This window comes from Nocardia brasiliensis NBRC 14402, assembly GCF_000308475.2.
GTDB lineage: Bacteria > Actinomycetota > Actinomycetes > Mycobacteriales > Mycobacteriaceae > Nocardia > Nocardia brasiliensis.
The window spans coordinates 14,982-29,469 of record NZ_BAFT02000081.1 but is presented as its reverse complement, the minus strand read 5'-3'; the positions used below and the strand labels follow the sequence as shown (position 1 = coordinate 29,469).

The following is a 14,488-nucleotide window of genomic DNA, read 5'->3' as shown; positions in this document are numbered from 1 at the left end:
TGGTCAGTCGTCCCGCTGCATGGTCGCCCAGAGACCGGCGGCGTGCAGCCGTTGGACATCGTGTTCCATCTTGTCCCGGGAACCGGAGGAAACCACCGCTTTGCCCTCGTTGTGCACCAGGAGCATCAGCTCGGTCGCCTTCGCTTTGCTGTAGCCGAAAAGCTTTTGAAAGATGTAGGCGACATAGTGCATGAGGTTGACCGGGTCGTCCCAGACCACAGTGACCCACGGGCGATCTTCCGCCTCCAAGATCTCGGTGTATTCGACCGCCTCCGGGGTCGCCTGTGCCGCCGACAGTGTCGCGTCCACGGCGTCCACCACGACGCCGCCTCGGACTATGTTGCACAAGGCCATAACGTCAAGGGTACGACTCGACTCCGAATGAGCAACACCCCGATCTGCCCGGATTCGCGCATTTTCCAGGTCAGCGGCCGGGCACCGACCTATGATGCGCGGCCGGGCTGTCTACAGTGGCTGCGTGGACATCCGCGATGGCGGCACCAGCACCGCGCTGCTGACCGACCAGTACGAACTGACCATGCTCGCGGCCGCGCTGGCCGACGGGTCGGCGCATCGCCGCTGCACCTTCGAGGTGTTCGCGCGCCGGCTCCCGCACGGTCGCCGCTACGGCGTGGTCGCGGGCACCGCGCGGGTGCTCGACGCGCTGGAGCACTTCCGTTTCGGCGAGGCCGAACTGTCCGTCATCGCACGGTTCCTGCCCACCGAAACCGTGGACTGGCTGCGCGCGTACCGCTTCACCGGCGAGATCGACGGTTACGCCGAAGGTGAGCTGTATTTCCCCGGCTCCCCCATCCTCTCGGTGCGCGGCACCTTTGCCGAATGCGTCGTGCTGGAAACGCTGATCCTGTCGATCCTCAACCACGACAGCGCGATCGCGGCCGCGGCCGCGCGGATGGTCAGCGCGGCGGGCGGGCGGCGGATGATCGAAATGGGCTCGCGCCGCACGCACGAACTCGCCGCGCCGGACAGCTCCCGGGCCGCGTATCTGGCAGGCTTCGACGCCACCTCCAATCTGGAGGCGGTGCGGCGCTACGGCGTGCCCGGCGCGGGCACCAGCGCGCACGCGTTCACGCTGCTGCACACCGGCCTGGCCGGCGGCAGCGGCGAACACGAGGCGGCGGCGTTCCGCAGTCAGGTCGCCGCCCTCGGCATCGGCACCACGCTGCTGGTCGACACCTACGACATCACCCGCGGCGTGGCCACCGCCATCGAGGTGGCGGGGCCCGAACTCGGTGGTGTCCGGATCGATTCCGGCGATCTCGGCGTGCTGGCCAGGCAGGTGCGCGATCAGCTCGACGGTCTCGGCGCGACCAAGACCCGGATCGTGGTGTCCGGGGACCTGGACGAGTACGCGATCGCCGCGCTGCGGGCCGAGCCGGTCGACGTCTACGGTGTCGGCACCTCGCTGGTCACCGGCTCGGGTGCGCCGACCGCGGGCATGGTCTACAAGCTGGTCGAGGTGGAGGGCGTGCCGGTCGCCAAGCGCAGCAGCCACAAGGAGTCGCGCGGCGGCACCAAGCGGGCGATCCGGCTGTCCCGGCCGACCGGGACGATCGTCGAGGAGATCGTCTATCCGGCCGCCGGGCCGGCGCCGTCGGCGAACGGCTTCGAGGCCAGGGAGTTGCTCGTCCCGCTGGTGCGCGACGGCAAGCCGGTGCCGGACCTGCCGACCCTCTCCGACAGCCGGGACCAGGTGGCCCGCGGCCTGATCAGCCTGCCGTGGGAGGGATTGAAGCTCTCCGCCGGCGAACCCGCGATCCCGACCAGCTTCCCGAGCTGACCCGGCTACCGTTCGATTCGGTGTGCGCGTAGCGATCGCACCCGAACGGGTGTTCTGGCGAACCGGCGGAACAGCATCATCCCCGTCGTGCAGAGCGCCGAGGCGTACCGAGCGGCAGAATGCAGTACAGGGACACTGTTCACACCGCGGGAGGTCACCGTGACCCGAGCCTTGATCATCGTCGATGTGCAGAACGATTTCTGCGAGGGCGGATCGCTCGCCGTCACCGGCGGTGCGGCGATCGCGTCCCGGATCAGCGAGCACCTCACGTCCGCGGACTACGCCGCCGTCGTGGCCACCCGCGACTTCCACATCGATCCCGGTGACCATTTCTCCGCGCACCCCGACTACGTCGACTCCTGGCCGCCGCACTGCCGCGCGGGAACGCCCGGCGCCGACTTCCATCCGAACCTGGACACGAAATCGGTCGAGGAGGTCTTCTCCAAGGGCGCGTATTCGGCCGCCTACTCCGGTTTCGAAGGCACGGCCGAAGACGGCACCGGCCTGGCCGACTGGTTGCGCGGGCGCGGCATCGAGGCGGTCGACGTGGTCGGCATCGCCACCGACCACTGCGTGCGTGCGACCGCGCTGGACGCCCGGATCGAGGGCTTCGACACCCGCGTCCTGCTCGATCTGACCGCGGGCGTCGCGCGCGACACAACCGACGTCGCACTGGATCGGATGCGCACCGCGGGCGTCGACCTCGAAGGAAGCGTCTGCGGGTAACGCGATCAGCGTAAGGCCCGCACCCCCCTGTCGGTGGCGCGCAGTAGGCTGCTCGCGTGCCCGAACTGCCGCCCGTACCCGAACTTTTGGCCACCGCTGTACAGGCGCTCGGCGGAAAAGAGCGTGTCGGACAGCTGACCATGGCCACCGCCGTGGACCACGCCATCGACACCAAGGAGCACCTCGCGGTGCAGGCGGGCACGGGCACCGGCAAGTCGCTGGCCTATCTGGTGCCGAGCCTGCGCCACGCGGTGCGCACCGGGCGCACGGTGGTGGTGTCGACCGCGACGATCGCGCTGCAGCGCCAGCTCGTCGACCGGGACCTGCCGCGGCTGTCCGAGGCGCTGAGCAAGCCGCTCGGGCGCACGGCGAAGTTCGCGATCCTCAAGGGCCGCAACAACTATCTGTGCTTGAACAAGATCAACAGCGTGATCCCGGACGAGCCCGCCGAGGCCGAGCTGTTCGACGCGTTCGCGATCTCCCGGCTCGGGCGCGAGGTGCAGCGGCTCAACGAGTGGGCCTCCGATACCGAGACCGGCGACCGCGACGAACTGGTGCCCGGCGTCACCGACCGCGCCTGGCGGCAGGTGAGCGTCTCCTCGCGCGAATGCCTCGGCAAATCGCGCTGCCCGTTCGGGCAGGACTGCTTCGCCGAACGCGCCAGGGCCGAGTCGGCGCAGGCCGATGTGGTGGTGACCAACCACGCCCTGCTCGCCATCGACGCGATCAGCGGCATCCAGGTGCTGCCCGAACACGACGTCGTGGTCATCGACGAGGCGCACGAGCTGGTAGACCGGGTCACCGGCGTGGCCACCGCGGAGCTGGCCTCCACCGCGATCAGCGCGGCCGCGCGCCGCTGCGCCAAGCTCATCGACGAACAAGAGGTCGACCGCCTCGAAGGCGCCGCCGAAGCCTGGCACGAGGTGCTCGAAGAACTGCCCGCGGCCCGCTGGGAACAGCTGCCCAGCGGCGTCGCCCCGGTGCTCGCGCTCATCCGGGACGCGGCCTGGAACGCGCGCACCGCGCTCGCGCCGCAGGGCGGCACCACCCAACAGGGCGACCCGGAGTCCGCGGCCGCGCGCACCCAGGCGCTGGCCGCCATCGACGAGGTGCACGACAGTGCCGTGCGCGCACTCACCGCGTTCGACGAGCCCGACCCGGCGAACCGACGCGACGTCATCTGGCTGTCCGCCGACGAGATGCGCGGGGTCACCCGGCGCTCGCTGCGGATGGCGCCGCTCTCGGTGGGCGGGCTGTTGCGCAGCAGGCTGTTCGGCACCGCCACCGTGGTGCTGACCTCGGCGACGCTGCAGATCGGCGGCTCGTTCGACGGACTGGCCAGCACCTGGGGCCTGCCCGCGCAGACGCCCGGCCGCGCCGATCCCGGCATGGCGAACGGCGCCGTCGCGCCCGCCGACTCCGAGAAGGTGCGCTGGAGTTCGCTCGACGTCGGCTCGCCGTTCGATCACGCCAAATCGGGCATTCTGTATGTCGCCAAACATCTTCCGGCCCCCGGTCGCGACGGACTCGCGCCCGCCTACCTGGACGAGATCGAGAAGCTCATCACGGCCGCGGGCGGGCGCACCCTCGGCCTGTTCTCCTCCATGCGCGCGGCCAAGGCGGCCACCGAGGCGTTGCGCGAGCGGCTGGACACACCGGTCCTTTGCCAGGGCGACGATTCGACCGGCGCGCTGGTGCGCAAGTTCGCCGACGATCCGGAGACGTCACTGTTCGGCACGCTGTCGCTGTGGCAGGGCGTCGATGTGCCGGGTCCGTCGCTGAGTCTGGTGATCCTGGACCGGATTCCCTTCCCCCGCCCCGACGATCCCCTGCTCACCGCCCGGCAGCGGGCGGTGGAATCGCGCGGCGGCAACGGCTTCATGACGGTCGCGGCCAATCACGCGGCGCTGCTGCTCGCGCAGGGCACCGGACGATTGCTGCGCAGTGTCGACGACCGCGGCGTGGTCGCGATCCTGGACTCGCGACTGGCCACCGCCCGCTACGGCGGATACCTGCGCGCCTCGCTGCCGCCGTATTGGGAGACTGCCGACCCCGAGGTCGTAGTCAAAGCGTTGAAACGGCTCACCGCGAACGCCGTGTGATACCGCGCACATTCCCGCGCACGTACTTCCGAACAGAAGTAAATTGGCAGTGGTACTTCGGTGAACCCCAATTCCCACCGAATGTATCGGCGGTCCCCGCGCCAAGCCCTGCACGCGGCGCGGGGACACCACAAATCCCTGTCGTGTCCGGTCGATACATGAGACCGTTTCCAGATGAAGCACCCTTCCGACAGTGATGTCCTCGGCGAATTCTTGGTCAGCGCAAGATCATTGACTGAATATCGGGCGATATTCACCCTCACCGACGCCGATCTGCACGGCCGAATTCTCGATTGCCCCGGCGGCGCAGCGAGTTTCACGGCCGAGGCGAGTGCACTCGGCGCCCAGGTCACCGCCGCAGATCCGATCTACGCCCGTGCACCCGATGCCCTGCGCGCTTTCGCGCTCACCGAAACAGATCGCGGAAGCGATTGGGCTACAGCACATTCGGCAAGATATCGGTGGGACTGGTACGGCAGCCCGCAGCGGCATCGCGAGCTACGGCACGCCGCGGCCCGCCGATTCGGCGCCGACCTGATCGCGCACCCCGACCGCTATATCGCCACCGAGCTGCCCACGCTCCCGTTCCCCGACCGCAGCTTCGACCTGGTCCTCAGCTCGCATCTGCTCTTCACCTATGCCGACCGATTGGACGCGCATTTCCACCTGACCGCCCTGCTGGAACTGGCCAGGGTGTGCGCGGGCGAAGTCCGGCTGTACCCGCTGGTCGATCACCTCGGCAGCCACCAGGACGACCTGCTCGCCCAGCTACGAAAAGGACTGGCCGACAAAGGTATCGGCACCGAATTGCGCGCGACCGACTACGAATTCCATCACGGTGCCCGCACCGTACTGGTACTGCACCCGTAGCTACCCGCTGTGCGCCACCGCGCGATAGGTGGTGTCGAGCAGCGCATGCAGCTGACGCTGGATCTCCTCGGCCGTGCCCGGGGTGAGGGTGAACTCGTCGTGCCCGTGGTTGTGCAGCAGGTAGCGGCCGTCCGCGGGCAGATAGTCCATCCAGTGGAAGCCGCGGCCGTCCGTGGTCGGCCTGCTGTCGATCGCACCGCCCGCGAACACCCCTACCTCGCCGAGCCCGGACCGCGGCCGGCGCACAATGCGATTGAGCTGCTCGGTATGCGACAGCCGCGTCGGATGCCGGGCGTACTCGACCCGGTTCAGATCCGTGCGCCGCCCGCTGATCGGCGGAAACCGCCCCGCCGCACAGTTCGGCAGTTGCGCGGTGATCAACCCGGGCAGCGCCCGCGGCGGACACCGGGTCAACACGATATCGCGGCCGTATTCCTGTGTGGGGCCGGGCATCTGGACCGCGACCGTCGCATCGCGACCGGTCATGCCCGCGTGCACGCGCACCACCTGCTTGAAGTCCCGGCCGAAGAAGCCGTGCACCTCGACCCGCACCTGCGGTTCCGTCAACACCGTCAACGCGGTGTACAGCTCACGACTCCCGATGCCCGACAGTCGTTCTCTGGCCTGCGCCCGCAACCGGACATAGTCCTCATACGCCTCGACCCCCTCGACCGAGAAGCGCAAGGGATACGGCAACCGGTCCCGCCCGAGCGCCTCCAGCGCCACCTCGAACATCAAACCGTCCATGCGCCAGCGAGATTCGCTCATCCGCCGATGACTCCACCCGGCGGTAGCGCGGGCGGCTGCGTACCCAGCAACTCCGAACCACGGTCGTAGATCAGGTAGTCCGGCGTCTTGTGCTCGTCGTCCTCGTCACCCTTACCGCGCGCCCCCGGCGCACCCATGCCACCCATCCCCGACGTGCCCGCCCGACCCGTCGACGCGGCGCGCGTCGCGGCGTTCGCCGCCGCCGCCGGCGTCCCCGTATTCGCCTTGCCCGGCACACTCTTCCCCGGATCCGGCGTGGCCCGCGGGCTGCCCGGCGAGCCCGGGACACCCGACGGCGTACCCGTATGCGTGGACGGAACGTTCGACGTCGGCGACTGCGTCTTCGGCGCGTTCGGATCCGTCGGGGACGTGTTCGCCGGCGTCGTCGACGCCGGAGTCGTACTCGGCTGCTTCGACTTGTCCGGATCCTCGCCCGGGTTCGTGCTCGCCGGCTGCGTCGACTGCGGAGTCGTCGGATCCTGCGAAGACGGCTCCTCCGTAGTCTTCTTCTCCTCCGGCGACCCGTTGTTCGACGGATTATTACTGCCCGGATTGCTCGACGGATTGCTGCTCGGCCCGGTCCCCGGATCCACCGCCTTACCCTTATCGATCGTCGTCGTAGGCTCCGGCAGAATCGGCGTGATCCCATCCACCTCGTTCACACCCGGCCGGTAATACTGCGTCATCACGAACCGAGCCTGCTTCTCCGCCTCCTCGGCGCGATAGGTAGGACCCTTGATGACGTTCTGCAACGGCAGCGCATCGATGAGCCGATCGCCGACGGTGTAGTTATCGGGTTTGCCGACGCTGGCCTTGGCTTGCCCCAAATGCCCCTGCACCAGATCGACACCGTGTCCGACCATTTGGAACCCTGCAGCAAGTTTAGAGAACGACGTCGAGAACTCCCGCGTCGCGTCGATCGCACTTTTCCCCGACTTGCCGTCCCAGTGCTGGGTGATGTCGTTGTTCACAGCGGTATTGAAGTCCGCCACGGCAGTGCGCGCCGCATCAGACAAGCCCCGCCAACCATCGGCGGTTGTGTTGATCTCGCTTTCCCTGACACCGTCAAGCGCATCGTAAATTTGCTGATGCGACATAGTTTCGAACGGGTCCTGCGCAGTGATCGCCCGCCCATCGAACGAGCCACTTCCATACTCCGACAGCAGTCCCGCCCACTCGTTGTTGACAAAGCCACGGTCTCGATCCCATGTGGTTTTCGCGTCGGCGGCCCGCTGCTGATCATCCGTCTTGTTCTTGTCGGCATCCGCCGACGAATCAGTGACGAGTCCGACTCCCATCGCCAGGGAGTTGATCGCAACCTGAAAATCGTTGTACGACACCATTACGAATTCCCGACATCTAGTCCGGCGAGCCTGTCGGCAGCCGACTTATCAACTTCCGCCAACTTGCCGCAGGCCAGCCTGTAGGTATCCCTCATCAAAGTAACGACATCAATGCTCTGTTCGAGCCTTTTCACAGCCGAATCGTTGCCCTTATTGGCCTTGAGAGAGAACTTATTCTTGAGTGCGACTGCAGACGACAACGTACCGAAACCAGAGAGGTGCTCCAGCTCGCCAGCTTTGTTCAACATGCTTTGGAGTTTGGACTGCATCTGCTCGGCATGCGCAGCAAGCTTCTCGCCGACCTCTTCATCCAAGCGAAGTTCACCGCCGTCAGCCTGCTTATACAGCGACTGCCACTGCGTCATCATTCCCTGCATATCAGGCTGTTCGTCTGCCAACGCCCCTCCTCCATTCCGTCACAAGCTGTACGTCACCGCACGGTCAAGCATCTTGGTATCGCGCCACAACACTCTTTGGAAAGCGCTGCGCTTACTTGGGTAGGTAAGGCTCGAGTTCCTTTGCATGCTCGACAGCAAGTTCGCAACGGTCACGCGTCATCGGCTCGCCGTACCGCCAGCCGACGGTCACCTCGAGCATGCCCTGTACAGCAGGAAGGCTCACGTAGCAGCGCAGCTTCCGCTCGTCCGATTTGTCCTGGTAGATCAGACCTGACCGAGGGCCGATCGGAACATCACGGAAGCCCGTGAGATTTGCGTTCTTCCGGGCTTCGTCCTGGGAGTAGATGGTCGACGAGACAGACACGAAATATGGTCCGTCGACCGCATCCCACTGACAGACCCGAGCGCTAACCGGGCCGGTCGGAGCATCCGTGGTCACATCTTTGGTCGCCGGATCCATCCGGGCCACCCGCACAGCTTCGTCCGACAACTGCGTACAAGGGTTCCACTCGACCGTCTTCTCCCCGTTGACAGTCTTCGGCCCGGACGTCGTCGGCGTCCCGTCCTTGGTGGGCGAACAGCCGGTGACCAGCGCAGTTACCGCTGCGCCGACCAGCACGGTGCGGATGGCAACCCTCGACACACTGGCGGTTCGCATATCTCTCCTGACTACGGCCCCGGACTCCCGACACAGGATAAGACGCATGAGATCTCCCCCTGGTTCCGTTCCAAAATAGATCTATCCAATTGGACCGTTCCACTCAGGATGCAGAATGCCAGGTCGGCGCGCCGAGGGCCACCCCCACGACCTGGACAGACGATCAGGGGGAACTGGTGGCGGCAACGCCCGAGAGCGCCCCGCCACCAGTTCCCCCTCGATCTCAGCCGCGGACGGCGACGGCGTCGACTTCGAATTGCATGTCGGGCAGGGCGAGGGCGGCGACGCCCGCGAGGGTCTGCACCGGCGGGCGGTCACCCCAGATCTCGGCGATCTTCTTGCCCAGCACCGCGAGCTTGTCCAGGTTGTGGTCGACGATGAAGGTGCGCAGTTGCGCCACGTCCGCGTAGTCCAAACCGGCTGAGCGCAAAGCGATTCCGAGATTGGCGAAGGCATTGTCGACTTGGACGGCGAAGTCACCGCTGGTGGTGTGCCCCTGCGCATCGGAATCGTACTGTCCCGCGATGAGCACCAACTCCCCCCTCACCCGCGCCACATGGCTGTAACCGAACCCGGTGGGGTCGTGCAGTTCCGCGGGGTTGCTGATCTCGATGGCCATCATCGTCTCCTCGTATCTCGACTCATCAGCAGAACAAGAGGACGACGAAGCACCATCCCGCACTGTGACATGGCAGTCGTCACCAGGCAGATCGCCGCCGCGATCGTTCTCGGCCTCGGTGGTACAGCCCATGCGAATCAACCGCCGAATGTGCTGCATCCGGGTGCCAAGTTCGTGGGTTCATATCCGACCGAGAAGAAGTGCTGGGCGGCCGCCGCGGATGAGATGGGGCGCGATCCCAGTCGGATCAAGTACTCCTGCGCGCTGACTCCGCAGGTCAGATGGGATTTGTGGATGTGGTGACAGCGGCGCGGGCCTCTCCTCCGGTTCGGAGGCGAGGCCCGCGTGCTCATCCGGGTCTCGGCCCGAACGGTGATGTTCTTCTTACAGCACCCATTTCAGGATCAGGGTAAGTATCGCGGCGGCGACGGCGAGGACAACTGCGCCTGCTCCCCAGACGAATCCTTGCCGCTGCCACGGACGACCGTGGTCCAGCGAGAACCTGCCCGCCCCGGTGAAGGCGATGGCCGCACCGACCGCGGCGAACAGCAACGGCATCTCGTAGGTGTCCTTACCGAACAGCCCCAAGCTCCACAGGGAGTTGATCGCGTTGATCATCGTGCCCAGGATGATCGCGCCGGCCAGTGGTGTCAGCAGGCCGGCGACGAGCATCAGGCCGCCGACGAATTCCGTGAGCCCGGCGAGGGTGCCGAACAGTTTGCCCGGGTTGTAGCCGGAGAGTTCGAAGCCTTCGGCATTGGCACTCCAGCCGGGACCTTTGAACCAGCCGAACAATTTTTGCGCACCGTGTACCGCCATCAGCGCGCCGAACACGACGCGGATGATCAGCAGTCCGATGTCGACGGTAATACCGTCCAGCTGGGGATTGGTGGCGGTGCGTTCCAGTACAGATTTCGTGGTCATGCTGGTCCTCGTCCCTGCAAGTCGATTCCAAACATCTGGTCCATTGGCCTCGGCGATGAAGCGGACTGCGGTCCGATTATCACACGATGCGACCCAACTTCCCAAGACCCGGTCTTATTCCTGTTCTACGGTTTCATCCTGACGTGGGTTCACTCCGCAAGGAAGAAGAAGTAGCCGAGGAACACGACGAGCAAGGCCCACATCGCCGGATGCACGTCCTTGATCCGACCCTTCGCCACCATCACAATCGGATAAAACAGCATGCCCATCGCCAGACCGTTCGCGATCGAGTAGGTCAGCGGCATCATCACGATGGTGATGAACGCGGGCACGGAGTATTCGAGACGATTCCAGTCGATCTCGCCGAGCGCACGCGCCATCAGGATGCCGACCACGATGAGCGCGGGCGCGGTGACCTCGCCCGATCCCGCGACGACCGCGAAGATCGGATAACAGAACATGGCGACGAGGAACCAGCCCGCGGTGGTGACGGCGGTCAATCCGGTGCGACCGCCGGCGGACACGCCCGCGGTGGATTCGACGTACGCGGTGGTGGTGGAGGTGCCGATGACGGCGCCCGCCATGGTGCCGACGGAGTCGGCGGCCAGTGCGCTGGCCGCGCGCGGCAGCTTGCCGTCCTTGTCGAGCAGGCCCGCCTGGTTGGCGACACCGATCAGCGTGCCGGAGGCGTCGAAGAAGTCGACGAACAGCATGGTGAGGATGACGACGGCCATCTGACCGGTGAAGGCGTCGGGCAGGTTGATGATCGCCTGACCGAAGGTGTGTTCCAAGCCTTTCGGCGCCGCGACCACGCCGTCGGGCAGGTCTACGAGCCCGCTGACGATGCCCACCGCCGCGGTGAGCACGATGCCGTAGAGCACCGCGCCGTGCCAGCCGATGACGAGGAACACCACGGTCACGACGAGCCCGAACAGGGCGAGCAGGGTGGTGCCCTTGGTGAAGTCGCCGAGGGTGACCAGGGTGGCGTCGCTGTTCACCACGATGCCCGCGTTCTTCAACCCGAGGAACGCTACGAACAACCCGATGCCCGCGCCGACGGCGAGCTTCATCTGCATCGGGATCGCGTTGAGGATGCGCTCGCGCACCTTGGTGATCGCGAGCAGGAAGAAGATGACGCCGGACAGGAAGGTGCCCGACAGCGCGACCTCCCACGGAATGCCCATGCCGAGCACCACCGAGTAGGCGAAGAAGGCGTTGAGGCCCATGCCGGGCGCGAGCGCGATCGGGTACTTGGCCCACAGCCCCATGACGAGCGTGCCGAACACCGCGGCGACGGCGGTCGCGGTGAACACGGCCTGCATGGGAATGCCCTTGGCGCCGAGCGCACCTTCGTCGCCGAGCACCGACGGGTTCACGGCGAGCACGTAGGACATGGCCAGGAACGTGACCGTGCCCGCCATCAACTCGCGTTTCATGGTCGAACCGGTCGCGCTGATACCGAAGAACGCGTCGATGCGACCTCGGGGCTCGGTCGGTGCGGCGGTGGCCATGGGCGATCTCCAGTCGGGAAAACGGTACGGGCGTGCCCAGGCACGGTAACCGACCGTTCGCCGAATCGGGGAATTCACGCACCGGTCGTGACCGGGCAGTTGTCCCAGCTCACACGCGCGCGGCTAGGCGTTCGGCGCGGCCACCAATCCCAGCTCCGCGTCACCGGCGAGCAGTTCGTTGTGCGGCAGCACGCGCACCGTGTATCCGACGGCGCCGGGCAGCGGCACGGGGGTGTCGACGACGAAGTGCGCGACCCCGGAGTCCGAGCCCTGATGGGTCATCGGAATGGTCACCACATCGGACAGGTCGTCGGCGGGCGACACCCGGCCGAGCACGGCCTGCACCACCACGTCGTCGACCGCGAGACCACCGAGATCGATGCGCGCGGTCAGCGACAACCGCGCCCCGATGATCGGCGTATCGGGCAGGCCCGCGCTGTCCACCTGGATCACCTTCACCGACGGCCACGCCGCCTCGACCCGGCGACGGTAGTCGGCGATGGCGCGGGCGACGGCGAAATCGTCGGCCGTCGCCTGCTGGTAGGCGTTGGCGGCGGGCGCGTAGTACTCGACCGCGTAGTCCCGAACCATGCGGGAGGCCAGCACTTTCGGGCCGAGGGTCTGCAAGGTGTGGCGCACCATCTCGACCCAGCGCACCGGCATGCCCGCGGCATCGCGGTCGTAGAAGCGCGGCGCGACCGTGCGCTCGAACAGGTCGTAGAGCGCGGCGGCTTCCAGATCGTCGCGGCGATGCTCGTCGCTGACGCCGTCGGCGGTCGGGATGGCCCAGCCGTTTTCGCCGTCGTACATCTCGTCCCACCAGCCGTCCCGGATGGACAGGTTCAGTCCGCCGTTGAGCGCGGACTTCATGCCGGAGGTGCCGCACGCCTCCAGCGGGCGCAGCGGATTGTTCAGCCACACATCGCATCCCCAGTACAGGTAGCGAGCCATCGACATGTCGTAGTCGGGCAGGAAGACGATGCGGTGCCGCACCGCGGGATCGTCGGCGAACCGGACCACCTGCTGGATGAGCGCCTTGCCGCCGTCGTCGGCGGGGTGGCTCTTACCCGCGACCACCAGCTGCATCGGCCGCTGCGGGTCGAGCAGCTGGGCCCGCAACCGTTCCGGATCGCGCAGCATCAGCGTGAGCCGCTTGTAGGTCGGCACCCGGCGCGCGAACCCGACGGTCAGCACGTCGGGATCGAAAACGCTGTCTACCCAACCCAATTCGGCTTCGGCCGCACCACGGTCCAGCCAGGACGCGCGCACCCGGCGGCGCACTTCGGCAACCAGGATGGCGCGCAACGCGTTTCGGGTCGACCACAGCTCGCCGAGATCGACGTCACGCAGCCGCTCCCAGCCGCGCGCCTCCTCGACGAGTTCGGCGCCGATGTGCTCGCGCGCCTTGTCGAACCATTCGCGGGCGGCCCAGGTCGGCGCGTGCACGCCGTTGGTCACCGAGCCGATCGGCACCTCGGCCGCGTCGAAACCCGGCCACAGTCCGGCGAACATGGCGCGGCTGACCTCGCCGTGCAGTTTCGATACGCCGTTGGCGCGCTGGGCGAGTCGCAATCCCATATGCGCCATGTTGAACACGGACGGATCGGCCTCGCGCCCGAGCGCGACGATCCGATCGACGGAAAGCCCCGGCAGCATGGCGGATTCGGATTCACCGTGCGCCCCGCCGAAATAGCGGCGCACCATCGGCATCGGGAACCGGTCGATACCCGCGGGCACCGGCGTGTGCGTGGTGAACACCGTCCCGGCCCGGACCGCTGCCAGCGCTGTGTCGTAATCCTTTCCGGCGGCGACGAATTCACGGATGCGCTCGACGCCGAGGAAACCCGCGTGCCCTTCGTTCATGTGGAACACGTCGGGATCGGGCAGGCCGTTCGCGGCGGTGTAGGCGCGCACCGCGCGCACGCCACCGATACCGGCGAGAATTTCCTGGCGGATCCGGTGTTCCTGATCGCCGCCGTAGAGGCGGTCGGTCACCGCACGCAGTTCCGGATCGTTCTCGGCGATATCGGAATCCAGCAGCAACAACGGCACCCGCCCGACCTGCGCGATCCACACCCGGGCGCGCAGCACCCGCTGGTCGGGCATCGCGACGTGGATGAGCACCGGCGCGGTCTCCGAATCCGACTGCTCAGAGGTCAACAGTCGCAACGGCAGACCCTGCGGGTCCAGGTCCGGGTAGTGCTCGGTCTGCCACCCGTCGGCGGACAGCGTCTGACGGAAATAGCCGGAGCGGTACAGCAATCCGACGCCGATCAGCGGCAGGCCGAGATCCGAGGCCGCCTTCAGATGATCGCCCGCCAGGATGCCGAGCCCGCCGGAATAGTTGGGCAACACCTCGGTGACGCCGAACTCCATGGAGAAGTACGCGATCCCGCGCACACCCTCCTCCCCCGCCCGGCGCTCGAACCAGCTCGGCGCCGCGAGGTAGTCGCGCAGATCCGCGGCCGCGGCATCCACCCGGCGCACGTAGTCGGGGTCGGCGGCCAGCTCGTCGACCCGCGCGGCGGGTACCTCGCCGAGCATGCGCACCGGGTCGTGACCCATTTCCAGCCACCGCTGCGGATCCAGCTCGGCGAACAGGTCCTGGGTCGGCGGATGCCACGACCACCGCAGGTTCGTGGCGAGCTCCCCGAGGGCGGCCAGCCGCTCGGGCAGATGGGCACGGACGGTGAAACGACGGAGGGCCTTCACTCCGCGAACCCTACCGAACCGCAGGCCTCGAGTCCGCCCGAGCAGCCCGGCGCACA

14 protein-coding genes are annotated in these 14,488 nt (G+C 67.0%); 5 read left to right on the top strand and 9 right to left on the bottom strand.

Annotated features, from left to right (window positions below; genetic code table 11):
- Positions 1-3: 3 nt before the first annotated feature.
- The gene (clpS, locus tag TY25_RS29415; RefSeq protein WP_014982109.1) at positions 4-354 is read right to left on the bottom strand and encodes an ATP-dependent Clp protease adapter ClpS; all 351 of its coding nucleotides are present in this window, start codon (positions 352-354) and stop codon (positions 4-6) included.
- 94 nt (positions 355-448) lie between these two features.
- On the opposite strand from clpS, the gene TY25_RS29410 reads away from it, so the two are divergent.
- The 4 genes from TY25_RS29410 to TY25_RS29395 all read left to right on the top strand — a co-directional run bounded on the left by TY25_RS29410 (position 449) and on the right by TY25_RS29395 (position 5,499).
- On the top strand, positions 449-1,801 hold the full coding sequence (locus TY25_RS29410) for a nicotinate phosphoribosyltransferase (protein ID WP_042261575.1): 1,353 nt from the start codon (positions 449-451) through the stop codon (positions 1,799-1,801).
- 159 nt (positions 1,802-1,960) lie between these two features.
- The gene (pncA, locus tag TY25_RS29405; protein ID WP_042261574.1) at positions 1,961-2,527 is read left to right on the top strand and encodes a pyrazinamidase PncA; all 567 of its coding nucleotides are present in this window, start codon (positions 1,961-1,963) and stop codon (positions 2,525-2,527) included.
- 56 nt (positions 2,528-2,583) lie between these two features.
- Positions 2,584-4,629: an ATP-dependent DNA helicase gene (locus TY25_RS29400; RefSeq protein WP_042261431.1), complete on the top strand. Its 2,046-nt coding sequence runs from the start codon at positions 2,584-2,586 to the stop codon at positions 4,627-4,629.
- Positions 4,630-4,803: 174 nt separating this feature from the next.
- Entirely contained in the window at positions 4,804-5,499 is a 696-nt protein-coding gene (locus tag TY25_RS29395) for a methyltransferase domain-containing protein (RefSeq protein ID WP_042261429.1), read from the top strand.
- On the opposite strand, the gene TY25_RS29390 is transcribed toward TY25_RS29395, so the two are convergent.
- The 5 genes from TY25_RS29390 to TY25_RS29370 all read right to left on the bottom strand — a co-directional run bounded on the left by TY25_RS29390 (position 5,500) and on the right by TY25_RS29370 (position 9,285).
- A complete protein-coding gene (locus TY25_RS29390) occupies positions 5,500-6,267 on the bottom strand; it encodes an ESX secretion-associated protein EspG (RefSeq protein WP_041562448.1) in 768 nt (255 codons plus the stop codon).
- Positions 6,264-7,610, bottom strand: a complete 1,347-nt coding sequence (locus TY25_RS29385; protein ID WP_042261427.1) for a hypothetical protein — start codon at positions 7,608-7,610, stop codon at positions 6,264-6,266. Before TY25_RS29385 ends, TY25_RS29390 begins: the two co-directional genes overlap by 4 nt.
- Entirely contained in the window at positions 7,610-8,008 is a 399-nt protein-coding gene (locus TY25_RS29380; RefSeq protein WP_146154075.1) for a hypothetical protein, read from the bottom strand. Before TY25_RS29380 ends, TY25_RS29385 begins: the two co-directional genes overlap by 1 nt.
- A gap of 91 nt (positions 8,009-8,099) precedes the next feature.
- Positions 8,100-8,666 (bottom strand): DUF3558 domain-containing protein, encoded by a 567-nt coding sequence (locus TY25_RS29375; protein WP_042261573.1) that lies wholly within the window; start codon positions 8,664-8,666, stop codon positions 8,100-8,102.
- A gap of 223 nt (positions 8,667-8,889) precedes the next feature.
- Complete coding sequence (locus TY25_RS29370) at positions 8,890-9,285, bottom strand: RidA family protein (RefSeq protein ID WP_042261570.1); 396 nt, start codon at positions 9,283-9,285, stop codon at positions 8,890-8,892.
- Between the two features lie 69 nt (positions 9,286-9,354).
- On the opposite strand from TY25_RS29370, the gene TY25_RS29365 reads away from it, so the two are divergent.
- Positions 9,355-9,588, top strand: a complete 234-nt coding sequence (locus tag TY25_RS29365) for a hypothetical protein (RefSeq protein WP_042261423.1) — start codon at positions 9,355-9,357, stop codon at positions 9,586-9,588.
- Positions 9,589-9,669: 81 nt separating this feature from the next.
- On the opposite strand, the gene TY25_RS29360 is transcribed toward TY25_RS29365, so the two are convergent.
- The 3 genes from TY25_RS29360 to glgP form a co-directional block, all read right to left on the bottom strand.
- Positions 9,670-10,209 carry a DoxX family protein gene (locus tag TY25_RS29360; protein WP_081869175.1) on the bottom strand — a complete coding sequence of 180 codons (540 nt, stop codon included), beginning with the start codon at positions 10,207-10,209 and terminating at the stop codon, positions 9,670-9,672.
- A gap of 149 nt (positions 10,210-10,358) precedes the next feature.
- Positions 10,359-11,720: an NCS2 family permease gene (locus TY25_RS29355; RefSeq protein WP_042261421.1), complete on the bottom strand. Its 1,362-nt coding sequence runs from the start codon at positions 11,718-11,720 to the stop codon at positions 10,359-10,361.
- A 123-nt stretch (positions 11,721-11,843) separates the two neighbouring features.
- Entirely contained in the window at positions 11,844-14,432 is a 2,589-nt protein-coding gene (gene glgP / locus TY25_RS29350; protein WP_042261419.1) for an alpha-glucan family phosphorylase, read from the bottom strand.
- Between the last annotated feature and the right edge of the window lie 56 nt (positions 14,433-14,488).

Excerpts from the sequence above, each read along its gene's own strand:
- clpS (WP_014982109.1), bottom strand. The coding sequence starts at position 354 with ATGGCCTTGTGCAACATAGTCCGAGGCGGCGTCGTGGTGGACGCCGTG.
- TY25_RS29410 (WP_042261575.1), top strand. The coding sequence starts at position 449 with ATGCGCGGCCGGGCTGTCTACAGTGGCTGCGTGGACATCCGCGATGGC.
- TY25_RS29395 (WP_042261429.1), top strand. The coding sequence starts at position 4,804 with ATGAAGCACCCTTCCGACAGTGATGTCCTCGGCGAATTCTTGGTCAGC.
- TY25_RS29390 (WP_041562448.1), bottom strand. The coding sequence starts at position 6,267 with ATGAGCGAATCTCGCTGGCGCATGGACGGTTTGATGTTCGAGGTGGCG.
- TY25_RS29385 (WP_042261427.1), bottom strand. The coding sequence starts at position 7,610 with ATGGTGTCGTACAACGATTTTCAGGTTGCGATCAACTCCCTGGCGATG.
- TY25_RS29375 (WP_042261573.1), bottom strand. The coding sequence starts at position 8,666 with ATGCGAACCGCCAGTGTGTCGAGGGTTGCCATCCGCACCGTGCTGGTC.
- TY25_RS29370 (WP_042261570.1), bottom strand. The coding sequence starts at position 9,285 with ATGGCCATCGAGATCAGCAACCCCGCGGAACTGCACGACCCCACCGGG.
- TY25_RS29365 (WP_042261423.1), top strand. The coding sequence starts at position 9,355 with ATGGCAGTCGTCACCAGGCAGATCGCCGCCGCGATCGTTCTCGGCCTC.
- TY25_RS29360 (WP_081869175.1), bottom strand. The coding sequence starts at position 10,209 with ATGACCACGAAATCTGTACTGGAACGCACCGCCACCAATCCCCAGCTG.
- TY25_RS29355 (WP_042261421.1), bottom strand. The coding sequence starts at position 11,720 with ATGGCCACCGCCGCACCGACCGAGCCCCGAGGTCGCATCGACGCGTTC.